Origin of the sequence: Micromonospora sp. NPDC005553 (assembly GCF_042871765.1) — a bacterium.
GTDB lineage: Bacteria > Actinomycetota > Actinomycetes > Mycobacteriales > Micromonosporaceae > Micromonospora.
This window is the reverse complement of the sequence record NZ_JBIAJD010000002.1, coordinates 1,063,218-1,081,824: the sequence shown is the minus strand read 5'-3', so window position 1 is coordinate 1,081,824 and position 18,607 is coordinate 1,063,218. Positions and strand designations below refer to the sequence as shown.

Below are 18,607 nucleotides of genomic sequence, written 5' to 3'. Positions count from 1 at the left end.
AGCCAGCAAAAACTGACCAGTCCGGGGTATAAATCATAATTGGCACTGGCTTTACAAGCACCCTGTTGAGTTCTCAAAGAACAACCACACACCGACCAGAAGCCCCACCTCAGTGGAACCCCAACCGGGGCTTTTCGTACCGCGTCCCCGTCGCTCTCGCGCCGGGCACTTTTACTACGTTACCTCACCGTCTTCGCCGTGTCAAACCGTGTGTCCCGGTCTGTCATGCTTCGTACGGATCAGCGCCGGCGCACTCACGCAGCAGCGAACCGCTGCGTCAGGTCGTCGGATTCGGCAGACCGGCCGCTGCGGTTTCCCGCAGTCTCGCCCGGTTCCCTGCCGGTCGTGAACCTTACCCGGTCGGCTTCGCCGCACCAAATCCGCCTCGCGGCCGATCCGGCGAGCCCCGCCCGGACCGCGTCTCCCAGGAGCGAACCCCTGCTTGACCCGGCTTGCCATCCCGTTTCGGCGCTCTAGGACTTTCGTCCCGTTTGCCCCGTTCCGCGCTGGCAGAGAGAAAGTTACGCGTCTGCGGGTTTGATCGTCAAATCCACGGGTAGCGGCGCGCGTCACATTCGTTCGTCTGAGGAGTTTCCCCAGGTCAGGCCCGTTCCGCAGAAACCGGGGCTCGGCGACCATCCGTAGTGGGGGGCTCGCGCGGCCTGATCCGCAGGAGCGGCGGCGATCAGGACGGCCGCCGGGAAGCGGCGATCAGGACGGCTGCCGCCGCCGAGCGGCGAGCCAGGCCCGGACGCCGAGAACACCGGCGGTGGTGCCGATCGCCAGGGACGCAGCGATCAGCAGCGCGTGCACCCACAGGAAGCTGGTGGCCGCACCCTCGGCCACCGTGCCGGACGCCCAGGACCGCGGGTCCTGCCAGATGGCCACCGCGAACCTCGGCCAGATCACCCAGGTCCAGACGCCGACTCCGACCAGGAAGAGACTCCACCCTCGCGACAGCACCATGGCAGCCGAGTATGCCAGCGCACCTGCTCACCGGGCCGGCGACGCGGACGCGGCGCTCTGCCGCACGCGGGCAGGAGCACCCCCGCGTCGAGTGCCCGCTGTTTCCGGCGTCAGCGGGATGGGCACTGCGAAGGGGGACAGCTGAGGACCGTCCTTCGGAGGTGCCCCATGCAAACCTCGATCTTCAACCCCTGGGCCTGGCGTGATCCGTCCGCCCTGGCCGGCGGGTACACGCAGACCACCCCCTCGGTCACCCCTCCGGAGGGTCAGGAGGGTGGACACGACGGCCCGGACGCCCCCGGCCCGGGTACGCCCGTCGACCTGGTGGGTTATCAGGTGCAGGCGAGCGACGGGCGCATCGGCACCATCGACGAGACGAGCGACGAGGCGGACGCCGGGCACCTGGTGGTGGACACCGGGCCGTGGATCTTCGGCCAGAAGGTGTTGCTGCCGGCCGGAACGGTCGACCGGGTGGATCACCAGGAGCGCGTCGTGCACGTCGACCGGACCCGCCAGCAGATCAAGGACGCGCCACCGTTCGATCCGGCAGCGGCCGACCAGGAGTACCGGGAACGCGTCGGCGCCTACTACGCCGACAGCTACCTTCCGCCTCCCGGCGCCATCCCGCGGGTAATCTGAGGCCGTGGTCCGGACGGGCAACTGCGCATCCGAGGCGGTCGACCTGGTCGACGGCCGCTCCCTCGGTGCCGTGTCCGAGGTCCCGCCCAGCTCCGGTGATGGCCGTGAGCAACTTCTGAACGTCCTCCGTGCCGGTGGTCTGCGGTTTCGCGCCGGCGCGCGATGGCGGGCGACTCGCTGAGTCGATCCCGCTGACCGAGCAGGGCTGAGCCAGCCCTGCTCGGCGCGCGCCCACGCGTGACCCACCTTCGGATACGAGAGGCACCACCATGTCCGTCGCACGAATGCTCACCGGGGACCGGCCCACCGGCCGTCTGCACCTCGGGCACTACGTCGGCAGCATCGCCAACCGGGTACGGCTGCACCGGCGCTACGAGAGCTTCTTCATCATCGCCGACCTGCACATGCTCACCACCCGCAACCGCCGCGAGGACATCGACCAGGTCGCCGGCAACGCCCGCGAGATGGTGACCGACATCCTCGCCGCCGGCGTCGACCCGGACCGGGCCACCTTCTACCTCCAGTCGGCCATCCCCGAGGTCGGCGACCTCAACACCCTCCTCCAGAACCTGGTGACAGTCCCCCGGCTGGAACGGGTGCCCTCGCTCAAGGACATGGCCCGCGACGCCGGCAAGGAGGAGATGCCGTACGGGCTGCTGGGTTATCCGGTGCTCCAGGCCGCGGACATCCTCTGCGTGAAGGGGGAGGTGGTTCCGGTCGGCCGGGACAACGCCGCACACGTCGAGGTGACCAGGGAGATCGCTCGGCGGTTCAACCACCTGTACGGCCCCGTCTTCCCGGTGCCGGAGTTGATCCCGGCGGACACACCGAGCCTGGTGGGGACCGATGGCGCCGCCAAGATGAGCAAGAGCCGGGGCAACTCGATCGCGCTCTCCGACGACGCGGCGACTGTGCGTCGCAAGGTGCTCGGCATGTACACCGACCCGAACCGGGTGCGGGCCGACGTGCCGGGCACTGTGGAGGGGAACCCGGTCTTCGCGTACCACGAGGTTTTCAATCCGGACCGCGACGAGGTGGCCGACCTGGCCCGGCGTTACCGGGCCGGGCGGGTGGGCGACGTGGAGGTCAAGGAACGGCTGATCGTCGCGCTGGAGGGGTTCCTGGCGCCGATCCGGCAGCGGCGGGCCGAGATCGAAGCCGACCGGGGCCTGGTCGACCGACTGATCGTGGAGGGTACGGAACGGACCCGCCAGGAGGTACGCCAGACGGTGCTCGAGGTACGCCGGGCGATGGGGCTGACCGGCGCGTACCAGCAGGTGCGGCGGCGGGCTGAGCGGAGCCGACGTCGGACGGACGCCTCGACCTGAGACCGGGGCGTCCGGTAGGCGGCGTGCGCCGGGTCCGCTGCGACACCATCGGGGTCTCAGCGGATCGGGCCGCCAGCCAGGTCCAGGGCGCAGAATGCGAGGGTGAGGAGGATTTTCGACATTCGTCCGGTGCCGGCGGGGCTGACGCACCGGACCACGATGTTCGAGATCTTCTTCGACCTGGTCTTCGTCTTCGCGCTCACCCGGGTCATCACGTTCATGGCGGGTTCCCCGGGCGCGCTCACCCTGGCCCAGGGGCTGCTCCTCCTGCTCCTGCTGCTGTACTCCTGGTCGCCGTACATCTGGGTGGGAAACCTGGTCCGGCCGGACGTCGGCCCGGTCCGCGCGGTCACCCTGGTCGCGATGGCGGCGATCTTCGTGGCCGCGCTGGTGTTGCCGGACGCCTGGCAGCAGAGCCCGAAACTGTTCGACGCGCCGCTGACTCTCGCCCTGGCCTACGTGGTCGGCCGGGCCGTGCAGCTCGTGATCCTGTTCTGGGCGAGCGCGACGAACCCGCCACTGCGCTCGACGCTGCGGTTCTTCACAGTGCCGGTGGTGCTGGGCTGGGTGCCGCTGATCATCGGTGCCCTGCTCGGCGGTGCGGCCCAGACGGCGCTCTGGACGGTCGCGTTTCTGCTGAACATCGGCGGCGCCCGGATCGCGTCCACCTTCCGGCCGTGGCAACTGCGCAGCGTGGACCACTTCAGCGAGCGGTTCGGCCTGGTGCTCATCATCGCGCTGGGTGAGTCCCTGATCTCCGCCGGCGCAGGCCCGAGGGCGATGGCACCGGTCGGCCCCGCCCTACTGGCCGCTCTGCTCGGCCTCACCAGCACGGTCTGCCTGTGGTGGCTCTACTTCGATCGGCTGGCGTCCGCCGCCCGAGAGGCGGTCGGCACCGTGCCGGATGAGCGACGGGCCCGCGTCGCCGGCGACGCGTACGGCCTCGGGCACTCCACGCTGATCATCGGCGCCATCTACGTCGCGCTCGGTATCGAGGAGGTGATCGCCCAGCTCACCGAGGAGTCCGCGCACCCCGGCCGGCTCGGCTGGGAGGCCGCGACCGCGCTCTACGGCGGTGCCGCCCTCTACCTGCTCAGCAGGTTGGCCTTCCGCCGGCTGACCGTCGGCGTGGTGTACCCGCCGCAGGTCGTCGCCGCGCTGCTGCCGCTGGCCCTGCTGCCGATCGGCCGGTCCCTGCCGCCACTGGTGGCGCTCACCCTGCTGACCGCTCTCCTGATCGGGGTGACCTGGTTCGAGCGACGAATGGACCGACGCGACGAACGCCCAGGAAAAAGCTGATGCGCCGTGTCGATATCCCCGTCCCGCGTTCGTCGTCATGCTGTACGGCGACCCGCCGCACCGAGAGGAGCCGAAACGTGAAGTACATGCTGCTGTTCATGAGCCCCATGGTTGACGGGGAGGTCGTCGACAACGGGTGCAGCTTCGAGGACTGGATCCGCTACGACCGGGAGATGAAGGACGCCGGGGTCTGGGTCTCCGGGCATCCCCTGCAGGACCTGACCACCTGCACCACCGTGCAGGTCAACCCGGACGGCGAGCGCACGATCACCGACGGGCCGTTCGCCGAGACCCGGGAGCTGCTCGGCGGGTACGACGTCATCGACGTGCCGGACCTCGACGCCGCGCTGGAGTGGGCGGCCCGCAGCCCCGGAGCCGTCGGCACCGGCTCGGTCCAGGTCCGTCCGATCTTCGAGATCGACATGCAGGTGTGACAGTGCCGGGTGAGGGGGCAGCCGTCGGGTCGTCGGTGGAGGCGGTGTTCCGGGAGGAACGCGGCCGGCTGCTCGCCTCGCTCGTGCGCCGCTTCGGTGACCTCGACCTGGCCGAGGAGGTCACCTCCGAGGCCATCGAGGCGGCGCTGACGCACTGGCCGACCGACGGCGTCCCGAGCCGGCCGGGCGCCTGGCTGCTCACCACGGCTCGGCGTCGGGCAGTGGACCGGCTGCGTCGCGACCGGGTGTTGGCGACCCGGCTCGCCGTACTGCAGGCGGAGGCCGAACGGGCCGATCCCGCGCCGCCCGCCGACGCGGACCGCGACCTGCCCGACGACCGCTTGGCGCTCTTCTTCACCTGTGCGCACCCGGCGCTGGCCGCGCAGGATCGGGGCGCGCTCACCCTGCGGTTCCTGGCCGGCCTCACGACCACCGAGGTCGCGCGGGCCTTCCTGGTGCCGCCGGCCACCATGGCCCAGCGACTCGTCCGCGCCAAACGGAAGATCCGCGACGCGCGCATCCCGTTCCGGGTGCCGGGGCCCGACGAGCTGCCCGGTCGTCTGCCCACCGTGCTCCAGGCCGTCTACTCGGTCTTCACCGAGGGGTACGCGGCCAGCTCCGGCCCGGATCTGCAACGGATCGACCTGGCCGAGGAGGCCATCCGGCTGGGCCGGATCCTGCGTCGGCTGCTGCCGGCCGAGCGGGAGGTCGCCGGGCTGCTCGGTCTGATGCTGCTGGTCCACGCCCGCCGGGACGCGCGTACCGGACCGGACGGCACCATGATCCTTCTCGACGACCAGGACCGTGGACGCTGGGACGGTCAGATGATCGAGGAGGGGCGGGGCCTGGTGGTGGTCGCGCTGACCGGCCGAGCGCCCGGCCCGTACGGCGTGCAGGCCGCCATCGCCGCGCTGCACGACGAGGCCGCCGACGTGGCCAGCACCGACTGGCCGCAGGTGGTGGCCCTCTACGACGTGTTGCTCGGCCTGGTGCCCTCACCGATCGTGGCGCTCAACCGGGCCGCCGCGGTCGCCATGCGGGACGGGCCGGCGGCGGGGCTCGCGCTGCTCGACGAGTTGGCCGACGAGCCTCGGCTGCGCGGCTACCACCCCTATCCGGCGGCGCGGGCCGACCTGCTGCGCCGGCTCGGCCGGTACGACGAGGCCGCGGCCGCGTACCGCAGCGCGTTGACGCTGGTCGGCACCGAACCGGAGCGTGCGTACCTGCTCAGCCAGCTGAGAGCCGTCACGAACGAGTGAGCTGTACCCTTCCCGGGTGAGTCTGCCGCTGCCCCCCGGGCCGTTCGCCGCGTACCTGTTCGACTGCGACGGCACCATCGTCGACTCGATGCCGCTGCACTACCTGGCCTGGCAGCGGGCCCTTGAGGAGTGGGGCTGCGAGTTCCCCGAGGACCTCTTCTACGCCTGGGGTGGGCGGCCCACCGCCGACATCATCGTCGCCCTGAACGAGCAGCAGGGTCTCACCATGCCGGTGGAGGCCGTCGTCGAGCGCCGGGAGAGCTACTACCAGGAGTTGCTGCCGCAGCTCGCCGCCGTGCCCGAGGTGCTGGCGCACATCCACGACGCGCACCGGCGGGTCCCGTTCGCCGTCGTCTCCGGCAGCACCCGCGCGTCGGTCACCGCCTCCCTGGACGCGCTCGGTCTGCTGGACCGGTTCGACGTGCTGGTCTGCGCCGACGACTACACCCGGGCCAAGCCCGACCCGGAGGCGTTCCTGCTCGCGGCGGAGCAGCTCGGCGTACCCCCGGAGTCCTGCCTGGTCTTCGAGGACACCGACCTGGGCATCCAGGCCGCGACGGCGGCCGGCATGGCGTCGGTACGCGTGCCGCAACAGCGCACGCCCTGACGTCTCAGGCCACCGTCAGCAGGAGCTTGCCGGCGTACGACGTCTGTAGGCGCTGGTGCGCGTCGCGCACCTTGCCCAGCGGGAACTTCTCCGCGACGTGCACCACGAACGGCCCCGCCTCGATGAGTTCGTTGAGGCGTTGCAACTGTCGAGGGCTCGATTCGCCGTCGTACGCGCGGACCATGACGCCCGGCCGTTCCTGCGGCTCCGGCCGCACCCCGTGGGCGAACGCGACCACCCCGCCGTCGGCCAGCGCCTCGGTGAGCTGGTCCAGCGTCGCGCCGCCGGCCATCGCCAGGATGGCGTTCACGCCGCCCGGCGCCGCGTCCCGGATCCGGGCCAGCACGTCGGTCATGTCGCCGTGGCCGTCGAGGGACACGTCGGCGCCGAGCCGGGTGACCAGCGCGACGCCGTCCGCCCCGGACGCCACCGCGATCACGTTCAGCCCCTGCCGCTTTGCCAACTGCACGGCCAGGTGGCCCTGACCGCCGCTCGCACCGAAGATCAGCAGCCAGGCACCGGCCGACAGGCTGATCGCGTCGAGCCCGGCCAGCGCGGTCAGCGCGTCGGTGGGCATGGCACCCGCGTGCTGGGCGGGCACACCATCGGGCACCTTCGCCACGTACTCCGCCTTGACCGACGCGTACTCGGCGTAGAGGCCGCCCTTCGGCCGCGTGGTGGCGGAGACGTAGACCAGATCACCGACAGCCAGGCCGGTCACCTTGCTGCCGGCCGCGACGACGGTTCCGGCGCCGTCGGAGCCGGGCACGATCGGGAGCGCCGAGCCCTCCGGCACCAGCATGCCCTGCCGCTCGTACGCGTCCCACACCCCGACACCGGCGCTCAAGACCTTGATCAGCACCTCGTCGTCGGCGACCTGCGGGATTGGCAGCTTCCGCAGGGTGATCACCTCCGGCCCGCCGAACTCGTCGAAGGCCGCTGCCTGCATCCGCTCTGGCAGATCCCCGTCAACCATGTGGATTCCCTCTCCGTGCCGGCGTCACCGTCGCAGCATGCCGGCTGGAGAACAGGCGTGGCCCGGAGCTGAGCGCCGTTCACCCACAAGGACGAACGCCCACGCCCTGGCCCAGCGGGCGAGAACCGCCGCCGGCCGACGCCAGCCGAGGTGACCGGTGCCGTGATCAGGAAGTCTGCGGCTCCGGGCCCCGAAGCGCCTGCTCGACGGCGTCGCGTACGCGGGCGTCCTCGCGCGCCTTGCTCTGCGCCCGGTTGCGGCGTCGGTAGAGGTACGCCCCGACGAGCACGGCGATCAGCACGACGAGCACCAGCAACAGCATCCAGGGCAGGGCCCAGCCGTGCGCGGTGACCTGGACCGGCTTGAGCGAGGTGGTGGAGCCCGAGGCGTCGGTGAGCAGGGGTGTCACTGTCGCTGTAGCGGCCAGCGAGATGGCGGGAGCCACCCCGTGTACGGGCACCGACACGTCCCAGCTCTCACCCGGAAGCAGCTCCGGCGGCGCGGCGACATCCTCGGCCCGTACCCGCAGCAGGCCGAACGGGCCCGAGACGGCCACCGACTGCTTCCCGGACAGGGCCGCGTTGCCGACGTTGTGGACCTGGTAGGTGATGGTGGCGTCACCCTTGCTGAACGGGTTGGTCGGTCCGGCGTACGTGACCTGGAGGTTCTCGATCGCGAGGTTCGGCTTCAGCTCGCCGCCCACCCGCAACTTGATCCGGATGCCGAGGCGCCGGTCGACGTTGATCCCCTCAGCCTGGTCGGCCTGGGTCAGCGTGGTGAGGATGCCGCCGACGTAGTCCCCGGGCGTGGCGTTCTGCGGAACGTCGACAGTGAAGGGGACCTGGGCGGTCTTTCCGGGCTGGATCACGACGCTGCCGGCGTTCGGCTTCACCCAGGCGCCGATCGCGATCGACTTCTTGTCCCTGGTGAGCAGGTCGAGCTGGCCGGCGTCGGTGGTGAAGCCGTCGGCCGCGTACACGGTGAGGGTGAGCGGCGCCGGGCCGCGGTTGGCCACGACCATGGCGTCCTCGACGGCACCGCCCGGGTTGACGTTGTAGCTGTAGCTGGACCTGGCCTCGCCGTAGCCGTTGGAGGCCGTCCGGACCGTCCAGGCGACGTTACCGTCCGCCGCCAGGGCGGGACCGGCACCGACACCGACGGCCGCGACGACGGCGAACAGGGACAGTGCTGTCGTACGGAGGCGTGTCTTCCAGCGCGTTACGGGCGGGTACATGTCAGTTCCTTGAGGTGATCTTGGGAGGGGTGCAATGGGTGGCGGGGTAGGCCCCGAAGGTGCCTACCCCGCCGCATGGATCCGTTCGGTCAGCTGCTCAGCGCAGTGATCGTGAGGGTGGTGCGGTAGCTGCCCTTCGCGATGCTGTCCGGGATCTTCAGATCCAGGTCAGCGCCGAGCTTGGCGCCGCCACGCGGGTGACCCTGCGCGGCCGCGGCGAGCGCGCTGGAGACCGAGAGGCCCTTGCCCTGGTCGTCGAGCGACGACAGGACCGGGGCACCGGCCTCGGCACCCGCGCCGGCGTCGAGCACGTACGGGTTCCAGCCGAGGTAGGAGCCGGAGAACTTCTTGTCGGCGTCGGAGAAGTCGCCGACGTTGGCCGAGATCGACCACGGGGCGAGCGACCGGCGGCTGTCCGACACGAGGATCGGGTTGATCTTGCCGTTGGCCTGGAAGTAGGTGCCGTTGCGCTCCTGCGCGGTGCCCAGGTCGACCAGACCGTTGTAGCCGTCGATCGTCCAGCCGAACTCGCCCGGGGCCGGGTTCGGCACGTTGACCTGGATGGCCTGACCGTCACCGTGGAACGGGTGCACCGTCACGTTGTCGACGATCGAGCCGACCGGCTGACCCTCGGGGGTGTTGACGCAGGAGAGGCCGGCCTCGACCGACGCGTTCGGTGCCGCGCAGGTGCCGCTGCGCACGTTCGCCAGGACCAGCTTGTCGCCGCGCACCTGCACCTTGACGTAGCTGCGGACGTGCTCCTGGTTCTGCACCGAGTTGTACCAGTACTTGTCCGGGTCCAGCGGGTCCGGACCGTTGCCCTTGATGCCGGTGCCGGTGGCGTCCGGCTTCTTGATGTCGTAGTACTTCGAGCCGGAGGCCGAGTTGGCGGTCACGTAGATGACGCCGCCCGGGCCGGGGAAGACATCGGCGGCACCCGGCTTCTCGGCCGGGTTCTCCTTCTGGCCGTTCTTGATGGAGTAGCTGCGCGAGTAGCTGTGGTCGTGACCCTGGAGCACCATGTCGATGCCGAGGTTCGAGAAGGCCGTGGTGAAGTCTTCCCGGCGCTGCTTGTTGTCGGTGTCCGTCGCGTGGCTGGCCGGCGAGTAGATGGAGTGGTGGTAGACCAGCACCTTCCACTTGGCCTCGGAGCCGTGCTTGTTCACCACGTCGGTGATGTACGAGACGTGCGCGGCGTCGCCGGCGTTGCTGCCGTCGGTCGGCAGCTTGTAGCTGTTGCTGTTGATGTCGATGAACAGCACGTCCTTGTAGACGAACCAGTAGTCACCACCGGACTTGGTGCCCGCCGGGTTCCCGTTGTCGTAGTACGGGGCCGTGCGGTCGGTGTTCGGGGTGAAGTGGTGCTGCTCGTAGGACTTGCCGCCGACGTCGTGGTTACCGATGGTGGCGACCACGGGGTACTGACGCAGCTGGTCGGGGGCCATGAACGAGGTCCACTGACCCTCGTCGTTGGCGGACTCGACGTGGTCGCCGCCGGAGACCAGCAGTTCCGCGTTCGGGTTGGCCGCGGTGGCGACCTTCAGGGTGTCCTCCCAGCCGGCCTGGTCCTTGAGCCGGTCGCCGGACGAGCCGATCTGCGGGTCACCGAAGAAGAGGAAGTCGTAGTCGCCCTCGAAGTCCTGCGTCTTGAAGGCGTACGTCGGGGACCAGCTGCCCTCGGCGCCGACCCGGTACGAGTACGCCGTCTTCTCACGCAGGTTGCTGATCGTGGCGTGCCGGTTGAACCCGGTGGTGGAGGTGTTCGCCGCGCCGACGGCGTCGAAGCTGACCGCGCCGGCCGGGAACTCGCCGTTGACGATCTCGGCGGTCGGGGCGAGCTGGATCTTCTGCGCGGTGTCGGCCGAGGAGTACCAGGTCACGATGCGCTGGGTCTCGTTGGCGCCGACGCCGAGGATCACGCTGCTGATCGTGGTGGACTCGGCCGCGCTCGCGGTGGCCATCAGGCCACTGCCGAGGGCCGCGCCCAGACCGAGGAACCCGGCTGCGACCCCGGCGACCAGGCGCCGCCGCACGAGCGCGGAGGCCCGTGTCGAGGTGCTCAATGTCATCGACATTGTTCCCTTTTCAAATAGAGAAATGGATTGTGCCTTCACCCGACGCTGGGGAAGCAATTCCACGCTTTCGCCGTCCGATGAACCGATCATGAACGTGATCTTGCGAAAGACTGCACTTCACGAACTACTTAGCCCTGCTCATGATCCAGAAACGCGCTGCACAAACCAGATCAACCCCATAATGGACACGCCCGCAGAAACGACTCCGGTCACCCAGAGGCCGGCTTTCGGCGCACGACGGCGCAGCACGAACAGCAGCGGGAAGACGACAGCGATAATTGTCAACTGAACGACCTCGATGCCGACGTTGAACACCAGCAGCGACCACAACAGGGTCCACGACCACGCCTCGTCGATACCCAGGGCGCCCGCGAAGCCGAGGCCGTGCACGAGGCCGAAGCAGAACACCACGCCGAGGCGGATCCAGCCGGCCCGATCCAGGCTGAAGTGACCGCGCCCGGCCGTCTCCAGGTCAGCCGCGTGCTCACCACGCCGCCAGATCCCCCACAGGTGCCAACCGGCGACGACGGCGATCGACAGCGCGATGATCGGCTCCACGATCACCGCCGGCACCTCGACCAGGCCGAGCGCGGCGAGCATGAACGTCACCGAGTGCGCCAGCGTGAAGCTGGTGGCCGCGAGCACGATCTCCCGAAGCCGCCGGGACCCGGCGATGAGCGCCAGCAGGAACAGGATGTGGTCGATCCCGGTCAGCAGATGCTCGGCGCCCAGGAGGAAGAACTCGCCGAACCGCTCGTACCAGGTCTGCGCCGTCGAGAAGGACGGGTTGGCGGCGTCGAGCGCGGCACTGCCCGAGCGGCCGTCGATCTCGTACGTGACGATCGTCTTCGTGCCCTTGACGTAGCCCTCACCGTCCGGGAAGAGGCCGCTGCGCACCACGTGCTCGTCGACCCGCTCCGGGCAGGTCCAGTCGAGCAGCAGATCGGCGTACGGCACGCCCTCGCGCTCGCCGATCGTCGCGTCACCCACCTGGGCAGGCCGGCAGTCCGCACCCCGGGAAGTCACAGCGAACCGGTCGGAGACGTACCGGAGAACCGCCGGCGCGTGACCCTTCAGCGCGGCGGCCTGGGCGGCCGTGTCGCCCGTCTCGAACGCGGCGGTTCCCGCCTGGAAGAGCGGGTCGTCGTCGCCGGCATCCGCGGCGGACACGACGAGGAGGTCGTATTCGAGCTCCACACCGGTCCGAATGTGACCCTCATCTCCCGCTGCAATTTTCGCGTACACAGTCGACGAGAAACCGTGCGCGGACGCCGGTTCGGCGCCCAGAAACGGAACCACCGCTGCGGCGAATCCGACAGCGGCGACGATAACGGTACGGCGGATGCGGCCTGACATTCGACTCCCTCGGTTGGCCAGTGCACGTTGCATGTCGCGGGTGAACGCCAACCCGCGCACCGACGAACCGCCGGAGAACAACTTCCCCGAACGACCGCCCACGGATCACCGGTGAACGGAATTGAGATAGGAATACGAAGAAGTACGCGCACTTTCCGCCACCACCCGGAGGACGATCACCTTGCGCCCCCCGCTTCGGGCCGTCGCCATGCTGGCCGCGACCGCCGCGCTGGTCTCCGCCTGCAACTCCAGCGACGACTGGTCCGAGCCACGTCCGGCGCCCAGCGCCCTCGGCACTCTCGGCCCGGGGTTCGTCGACCCCTCCACGAAACCCGCGCCGGAGGCGACGATCACCCCGCGGCCCGGCTCGTGGGCCGACGTCCACCCGCCGAAGGACTACCGGGTCGTCCTGCTGACCAGCGGGGCGGACAACCCGACCAAGGCCCTCGTGACGGCGGTCGAGGAGTGGGCCGACGACGAGCACGTCGACCTGAGGACCATCGTCGTCGGCAGTGCGCACGACACCGTTCCCAGCATCGCCAAGGCGATGGAGATGGGCCCGGACCTCATCGTCAGCGCGGGCAACGACCTCATCGACGGGCTCGCGCTGGTCACCCCGAACCACCTGGACGAGAAGTTCCTCGTGGTCGGCGCGGAACTCGCCGAGCCCACCCACAACGTCACGGCTGTCGACTGGGACGGCGCGTCCTTCCGGGGCGAGGGGCTGGGGATGTCCTCCACGTACGACCCGAACTCGTTCACCGCGGACCGGTGCGCGTCGGCCATCCGGGCGGGCGTGGCCGCGGTCCTCAACGACCTGACCGGGCTCGTGGTCTGGCTCTGACGGCCGGGCTGGCCGTCCCCGATCCGGCCCCGTGCACGCTCGCCCCGCGTCGGCGCAGACGGGTTCAGCGCGGGGCGGGGCCGCGATCCAGGAACTCGTACGTGGTGGTCAGGCCCTCAGGCAGGTCGGGAACCAGGGCGTTGGTGCCGTCGACCACCTGGACGTAGCGCTTGCCCTGGAAGACCGAGTAGCTGCCGTCCGGCACCTGATCGATCCGGAAGAGCTGCGCCGAGGCGGCGGCATCACACGCCCGCCCGCGTACGCTGCCCGGCGCGGCGTCGTGCACGACGGTCATGCAGATCGCCTCGGCACCGGCGGCCAGGAGGATCCGGTACCTGTCGCCCTCGGGGCGCAGCACCCACAGCGCCCGATCGTCGATGCCCTGTTCGGTGGTGGCCCGAACCTGATCGCCGTCGCGGTCGATCGCCAACGTGGCCCCGCGCATGCCGGGCAGCACGATCTGGACCTGCCGCCGGCCACCGAGGATCTCCTGCGGTCCCGCCGGGGCGGTCGCGGACGGGACCACTGGCGGCGCGGCCTGGGTGGCCGGGCCGACGCCGGGCGTCTCGACGGTGTCGCGCACCTGCACCAGGGCGGTGCCGGCGGCGAGGGCCACCACGGCCAGCCCCGCTGCGCCGACGGCCGTCCGACGCCGCCGACGCCGGTCGCTGCGGTGCCGCAACGTCTGTGCCCCCGGCATGGTGGTGACTCGCCGGACCTCGTCCACGATCGCGGTGAGATCGTCGCGCGGATCAGCCATGGGAGGTCTCCTCCTGGTGCGCATCGGTCAGCAACCCGGCCATCGCTCTCCGACCACGGGCGAGGTACGTCTTCACGGTTCCGACGGGGGCCTGCATCTCGGCTGCCACCTCCGCGACGCTGAGGTCGTTGAGGTGGTGCAGCACGACGGCCCGGCGCTCGTTGGCGCTCAGTCGTTGCAGCGCCTGCAACAGCGCGACGTGGTCCTCGTTCAGTCCGGGCACGCCCTGGTCGACAGCGGCCCGGCGGTGTGCGCGTACCCGGTTGAACGCCTTGCGCCAACTGCTCACCGCGATCCGGGAGGCCACCCGGCGGACCCACGCCTCCGGACTGTCCGTCTCCCGCACCGTCGCCCACCGCTGCCAGGCCCGCATGAACGCCTCGGCGACGGCGTCCTCGGCCTCGGCGCGGTTGCCGGTGAGCGCGTACACGTGACCCACGACCCGACCCGCACAGGCCGCGTAGAGGGCGTCGAACTCTTCGGCGTCACGCATCCGACCGGTGCCCTCCCCTGCCTCGTCCCCTGGTCACCGCCGCATGGAACTCGCAAGGGTGGACCGGTCACGTCGGCGCGGGGCGCGATTGTGGGCTGCGTCACACCACTGTGATCAACCTGACGACCTGGTCAGGCGTCATCGTGCCGACCCGGGAGACGCCCGTGGCGGAGAGGACGATGTGCGACGACGGCAACGACGCGCCCTGACAGCCGGCGTACTCGCGACCGCGCTGGTTGCGGCGGGCCTGATCGCCCAACCGGCGAACGCGCAGGAGACGCCGGCGGCCACGGCCCCCGGCACCCACGGAACCTTCACCCTGATCACCGGTGACCGGGTTTCGCTGGACACGGCGGGGCGTCCGCAGATCCAGCGCGGGCCGGGTCGGGCCGGCATGCGGTTCGTGAGCAGCCGGGAGGACGGTCACCAGTACGTCATCCCGGTGGACGCGATGCCGCTGGTGCGGGACGGGCGGCTCGATCGACGCCTGTTCGACCTCAGCACGCTCGGCGAGTTCGGCTACGACGACCGGGCAGCCGAATTGCCGCTGCTGGTCGCGTACCCCGAGAACATGGCGGCGCGGGCACGGACCGCGACCACCGGGGGTGCCGGCCGTGTGCGGGCCGATCTCCCGGCCGCGCACGCGCTCGCGGTCCGGGCGGACCCTGACGACCGGGTGAAGCTCTGGACGTCGCTGACCAGTGGTACGCCGTCCGCGCGCACCCTCACCACCGGAATCACCCACATCTGGCTGGACGGCAAGCGCAAGGTCTCCCTCGATCGCAGCGTGCCGCAGATCGGTGCCCCGGCCGCGTGGCAGGCAGGTTTCGACGGCACCGGCGTCACCGTCGGCGTGCTGGACACCGGGATCGACGCCAGCCACCCCGACTTCGCCGGCCACCTCGCCGAGGTCCGGGACTTCACCGGCGGCAACGACCCCGGCGACTCGGTCGGCCACGGCACCCACGTGGCATCGACCATCGTCGGTAGCGGCGCCGCCTCCGGCGGGAGGTATCGCGGGGTCGCGCCAGGGGCGAAGCTGCTCGTCGGCAAGGTCTGCGCCACCACCGAATGCCAGGACTCGGACATCATCACCGGCATGCAGTGGCTCGCGCCGCAGACCCGGGTGGTCAACCTGAGCGTGGGTGGCGACGACGCACCCGGCCTCGACCCGCTGGAGACCGCCGTCCAGGAGCTGAGCCACCGGTACGGCACCCTGTTCGTGGTCGCGGCCGGCAACGAGGGGAAGCCGAAGTCGGTCTCCTCGCCGGCCTCCGCCGACGACGCTCTCGCCGTCGCCGCGGTGGACGCCGACGACCAGCGGGCCTACTTCTCCAGCCGGGGCCCACGCGTCGGCGACAACCACATCAAGCCCGAGATCAGCGCTCCGGGCGTCGACATCGTGGCTGCCGCCCCCGGCGGCGACTACGCCACCATGTCGGGTACGTCGATGGCGACCCCGCACGTTGCCGGCACCGCCGCGATTCTCGCCGGCCAGCACCCGGACTGGACCGGGCCGCAGCTCAAGGCCGCCCTGATGGACTCGGCCAAGCCGACCGGCGAGGACACCATCTACGAGCAGGGCGCCGGCCGGGTGGACATCGCACGTGCGGTCGCCCAACCGGTCGCCACCGACATCGCCGCCATCGACTTTCCGGTGCAGCGCTGGCCGCACGCCGACGACAGCCCGATCACCCAGGTCGTCGGCTACCGCAACACGGGCACCGCACCGGTGACCCTGACGCTGGCCATCGCTCCGGCCCCGGCCGGCATGCTCACCGTCAGCCCGGCCACGCTGGTGGTGCCGGCCGGTGGCCGGGCCGAGGCGACGATCACGGTGGACACCCGCGTGGACGCCCCGGACGGCGTCTACCAGGGTGCGCTGACCGCGACCGGCGCCGGAGACCTGCGGGTACGGACGCCCTTCGTGTTGAACCGTGAGATCGAGAGCTACGACGTACGGCTCAACCACACCGGACGCGACGGCAGACCGGCCACCGAGTACACGACAGTGGCGGCGAACCTGACCACCGGCGAGTTCAGCACCCTCCCCGCGACACCGGGCGGCGGCGTCCTGCGGCTGCCCAAGGGGCGGTACGCGTTGTACAGCACCATCCACGAGGGTGCCGTGTCGACACTGCTCGCGCAGCCGGTCCTGGACGTACGCGGCCCGATCACCGAGGCGGTCGACGCCCGCAACGCCAAGCCCGTCGCGTTGACAGTGCCGCAGCAGGACGCCGCGCCGATCTCGATCAACGTGAGCGCCAACTGGGACGACGGCATGCGCTACCCGGGCGTCCAACTCAGCGGAGTCTCCCTCACCGACGTCTTCTTCGGCCGGCTCGGGCCCGCCGTCGCGGCACCCGAGTTCACCTCGACGCTGGGCGTCGGGCTCGCCCGACCGGGCAGGGACGGCACCTTCCGCAACAGCCCCTACACCTACGACCTGGCGTACGTCGGCAGGGGCGACATGTTCACCGGCCTGACCAGGAAGCTGTCACCGAAGAACCTCGCCACGGTCAGGACGACCTACCGCAGCCAGTCCACGGCGGCGACGGCCACCCGTTTCCACCGCGCGTCGGCTCCCGGAGGCTCGGGCCCGATCGGGTCGAACACGCCTGTCGACCTGCCGTTCACGGGCACCGAGTACTACAACACCGACGGCGGCATCGTCTGGACGTCCACGTTCGTCGAGGGGGACAACCTCACGACGCAGGATTCGACCTTCAGGTCGGGGCGTACGTACAGCCAGACCTGGAACGCGGCACCCTTCGGGCCTTCCGTGACCCAGGCACCGACCCTGTCACCCCTGGGGTACGCGGGCCGCGACGGCGACACCATCTCGATCGCGTCGGTGCCCCTGTTCGGCGACGCGACCGGTCGCCCCGCGAGCCGCGACGACCAGCCGGTGCGGTTCCGGCTGCTGCGCGACGGTAAGGAGATCGGCACCTCGGACAGCCCGTGGGCCGAGTTCGCGGTGCCCGCCGGAAAGGCGACCTACCGGCTGGAGGCGACCGCCACCCGAGGCGCACCGGACACCCTGTCGACGTCGGTCTCGGTGGCCTGGACCTTCACCTCGGCGCACACCACGTCGCCGGAGCGCCTGCCTCTGACCACGGCCCGCCCGACGCCCGTGCTCGACGACACCAACACGGCACGGACCGGCCGGATCATGACGATCCCGGTGGCGCTGGACCGGCAGGCCGGTTCGAAGGCAGCGCCGAACCGCACCCTCGGCGTGTCCGCGTCGTTCGACGACGGCCGGACGTGGGTCGCCCTCCGGGTGATCCGGAACGTCGCGCTGATCAGTCACCCACGACGGGCCGGTTTCGTCTCGCTGCGGCTGACCGCCACCGACACCGCCGGCAACACGGTCACCCAGACGATCCAGCGGGCCTACCGGATCGCCTGACGCGTTGCCCGGTCCGGGGTGGCGGCTGGAGCCGCCGCCCCGGACCTTCAGTAGCTGCACTGATCGCTTGTCGCGGCTGTCGTTCCGGCGCGGTGACCGAGGACACGGTGCACTGACTCCGCTGACAGGGTGGAATCAGAGGTGTGAGCAGAAGGCACCGGCGAGTGACGTCGTGAGGTCCACTCTGTCGACCCGCGAGCCGGGTTCGTCCAGCGGCGACACGACGCCCGCGGCGAACGAACCGAGTCGGGTGACGCCCGCCCGTCGGCAGCGCTGGGCGGTGCAGACAATGGCCGTCACGCCCGACGACCAGGTGCTGGAGATCGGTTGTGGTCGGGGAGCAGCCGTCTCGCTGGTCGCCGGCCAACTCACCACCGGACGGATCGTCGCCATCGACCGCGCCGCGACGATGGTGCGGCTCGCGACCGAACGGAACCTGGGCCACATCGACGCTGGTAGGGCCGAGATCCGGCGAGCAGGGTTCGAGTCGGCCGACCTACCGACCGGCCACTTCACCAAGATCTTCGCGGTGAACGTCAGCCTCTTCTGGTTGGGCGAGGCGGCGCAGCAGATCGCTCGGATACGCAGCCTGCTGGCGCCGGGAGGACGGCTCTACGTCTTCGGTGAGCGACCCACCGAAGCGCACGCCACCGCGAACCTCACCGCGACCGAAGCACTGCTCCAAACCCACGGTTTCGCCACGACCACGTCGAGCGCCACCCGTGGTCAGGGTCAGGTGCTCACCTGTGTCACCGGCACACCGATCCGGTGAGCCTGGGCTGATCGCAGCGTTGACATGAGCCGGGGGGGGGGGGGGGGGGGGCCGGCCCCCCCCCGGGGGGGGGGGGGGTGGGGTTTAAAAAAGGGGGGCGCGGGCGGGGGGGCCCGACCCCCCCGGGCCGGCCCCCCGCCCGGGGCGCCCCCG

At 70.6% G+C, this 18,607-nt stretch carries 16 protein-coding genes; 9 read left to right on the top strand and 7 right to left on the bottom strand.

Annotation, left to right across the window (positions count from 1 at the left end; genetic code table 11):
• Positions 1-711: 711 nt before the first annotated feature.
• Positions 712-966: an SCO4848 family membrane protein gene (locus tag ACFYPG_RS12430; protein WP_355004402.1), complete on the bottom strand. Its 255-nt coding sequence runs from the start codon at positions 964-966 to the stop codon at positions 712-714.
• A gap of 168 nt (positions 967-1,134) precedes the next feature.
• On the opposite strand from ACFYPG_RS12430, the gene ACFYPG_RS12425 reads away from it, so the two are divergent.
• From ACFYPG_RS12425 to ACFYPG_RS12400, 6 genes are all read left to right on the top strand, one after another.
• On the top strand, positions 1,135-1,605 hold the full coding sequence (locus ACFYPG_RS12425; RefSeq protein ID WP_387351807.1) for a PRC-barrel domain-containing protein: 471 nt from the start codon (positions 1,135-1,137) through the stop codon (positions 1,603-1,605).
• Between the two features lie 269 nt (positions 1,606-1,874).
• Positions 1,875-2,933, top strand: coding sequence for a tryptophan--tRNA ligase (gene trpS, locus ACFYPG_RS12420; protein WP_355004404.1), 1,059 nt, complete (start codon positions 1,875-1,877; stop codon positions 2,931-2,933).
• Positions 2,934-3,035: 102 nt separating this feature from the next.
• Complete coding sequence (locus tag ACFYPG_RS12415; RefSeq protein WP_387351805.1) at positions 3,036-4,232, top strand: low temperature requirement protein A; 1,197 nt, start codon at positions 3,036-3,038, stop codon at positions 4,230-4,232.
• A gap of 86 nt (positions 4,233-4,318) precedes the next feature.
• Positions 4,319-4,666: a YciI family protein gene (locus tag ACFYPG_RS12410; protein WP_355005149.1), complete on the top strand. Its 348-nt coding sequence runs from the start codon at positions 4,319-4,321 to the stop codon at positions 4,664-4,666.
• A 2-nt stretch (positions 4,667-4,668) separates the two neighbouring features.
• Entirely contained in the window at positions 4,669-5,925 is a 1,257-nt protein-coding gene (locus tag ACFYPG_RS12405) for an RNA polymerase sigma factor (protein WP_387351803.1), read from the top strand.
• Positions 5,926-5,941: 16 nt separating this feature from the next.
• Positions 5,942-6,532, top strand: coding sequence for an HAD-IA family hydrolase (locus ACFYPG_RS12400; protein ID WP_355004407.1), 591 nt, complete (start codon positions 5,942-5,944; stop codon positions 6,530-6,532).
• Positions 6,533-6,536: 4 nt separating this feature from the next.
• On the opposite strand, the gene ACFYPG_RS12395 is transcribed toward ACFYPG_RS12400, so the two are convergent.
• The 4 genes from ACFYPG_RS12395 to ACFYPG_RS12380 form a co-directional block, all read right to left on the bottom strand.
• Positions 6,537-7,508 (bottom strand): zinc-binding alcohol dehydrogenase family protein, encoded by a 972-nt coding sequence (locus ACFYPG_RS12395; protein WP_387351801.1) that lies wholly within the window; start codon positions 7,506-7,508, stop codon positions 6,537-6,539.
• A gap of 166 nt (positions 7,509-7,674) precedes the next feature.
• Entirely contained in the window at positions 7,675-8,742 is a 1,068-nt protein-coding gene (locus tag ACFYPG_RS12390) for a WxL protein peptidoglycan domain-containing protein (protein WP_387351799.1), read from the bottom strand.
• An 89-nt stretch (positions 8,743-8,831) separates the two neighbouring features.
• Positions 8,832-10,811 (bottom strand): metallophosphoesterase family protein, encoded by a 1,980-nt coding sequence (locus ACFYPG_RS12385; RefSeq protein ID WP_355004410.1) that lies wholly within the window; start codon positions 10,809-10,811, stop codon positions 8,832-8,834.
• Between the two features lie 144 nt (positions 10,812-10,955).
• Positions 10,956-12,014 carry a HupE/UreJ family protein gene (locus ACFYPG_RS12380; RefSeq protein WP_387351798.1) on the bottom strand — a complete coding sequence of 353 codons (1,059 nt, stop codon included), beginning with the start codon at positions 12,012-12,014 and terminating at the stop codon, positions 10,956-10,958.
• A gap of 340 nt (positions 12,015-12,354) precedes the next feature.
• Between ACFYPG_RS12380 and ACFYPG_RS12375 the strand changes: the two genes are divergently transcribed.
• Entirely contained in the window at positions 12,355-13,017 is a 663-nt protein-coding gene (locus ACFYPG_RS12375) for a hypothetical protein (protein WP_387351796.1), read from the top strand.
• A 64-nt stretch (positions 13,018-13,081) separates the two neighbouring features.
• Here ACFYPG_RS12375 and ACFYPG_RS12370 read toward each other — a convergent pair whose 3' ends face one another.
• Entirely contained in the window at positions 13,082-13,777 is a 696-nt protein-coding gene (locus tag ACFYPG_RS12370) for a hypothetical protein (protein WP_387351794.1), read from the bottom strand.
• Positions 13,770-14,270, bottom strand: coding sequence for a sigma-70 family RNA polymerase sigma factor (locus tag ACFYPG_RS12365; RefSeq protein ID WP_091396991.1), 501 nt, complete (start codon positions 14,268-14,270; stop codon positions 13,770-13,772). The genes ACFYPG_RS12370 and ACFYPG_RS12365 overlap by 8 nt, the downstream gene beginning before the upstream one ends.
• A 181-nt stretch (positions 14,271-14,451) precedes the next feature.
• Between ACFYPG_RS12365 and ACFYPG_RS12360 the strand changes: the two genes are divergently transcribed.
• Positions 14,452-17,682 carry a S8 family serine peptidase gene (locus ACFYPG_RS12360; protein WP_387351792.1) on the top strand — a complete coding sequence of 1,077 codons (3,231 nt, stop codon included), beginning with the start codon at positions 14,452-14,454 and terminating at the stop codon, positions 17,680-17,682.
• A gap of 172 nt (positions 17,683-17,854) precedes the next feature.
• On the top strand, positions 17,855-18,454 hold the full coding sequence (locus ACFYPG_RS12355) for a class I SAM-dependent methyltransferase (RefSeq protein WP_387351790.1): 600 nt from the start codon (positions 17,855-17,857) through the stop codon (positions 18,452-18,454).
• Positions 18,455-18,607 lie beyond the last annotated feature (153 nt).

Bases quoted from the DNA above. Each gene is read 5' to 3' on its own strand.
- ACFYPG_RS12370 (WP_387351794.1), bottom strand. From the start codon at position 13,777: ATGGCTGATCCGCGCGACGATCTCACCGCGATCGTGGACGAGGTCCGG.
- ACFYPG_RS12425 (WP_387351807.1), top strand. From the start codon at position 1,135: ATGCAAACCTCGATCTTCAACCCCTGGGCCTGGCGTGATCCGTCCGCC.
- ACFYPG_RS12385 (WP_355004410.1), bottom strand. From the start codon at position 10,811: ATGACATTGAGCACCTCGACACGGGCCTCCGCGCTCGTGCGGCGGCGC.
- ACFYPG_RS12365 (WP_091396991.1), bottom strand. From the start codon at position 14,270: ATGCGTGACGCCGAAGAGTTCGACGCCCTCTACGCGGCCTGTGCGGGT.
- trpS (WP_355004404.1), top strand. From the start codon at position 1,875: ATGTCCGTCGCACGAATGCTCACCGGGGACCGGCCCACCGGCCGTCTG.
- ACFYPG_RS12410 (WP_355005149.1), top strand. From the start codon at position 4,319: ATGCTGCTGTTCATGAGCCCCATGGTTGACGGGGAGGTCGTCGACAAC.
- ACFYPG_RS12430 (WP_355004402.1), bottom strand. From the start codon at position 966: ATGGTGCTGTCGCGAGGGTGGAGTCTCTTCCTGGTCGGAGTCGGCGTC.
- ACFYPG_RS12390 (WP_387351799.1), bottom strand. From the start codon at position 8,742: ATGTACCCGCCCGTAACGCGCTGGAAGACACGCCTCCGTACGACAGCA.
- ACFYPG_RS12395 (WP_387351801.1), bottom strand. From the start codon at position 7,508: ATGGTTGACGGGGATCTGCCAGAGCGGATGCAGGCAGCGGCCTTCGAC.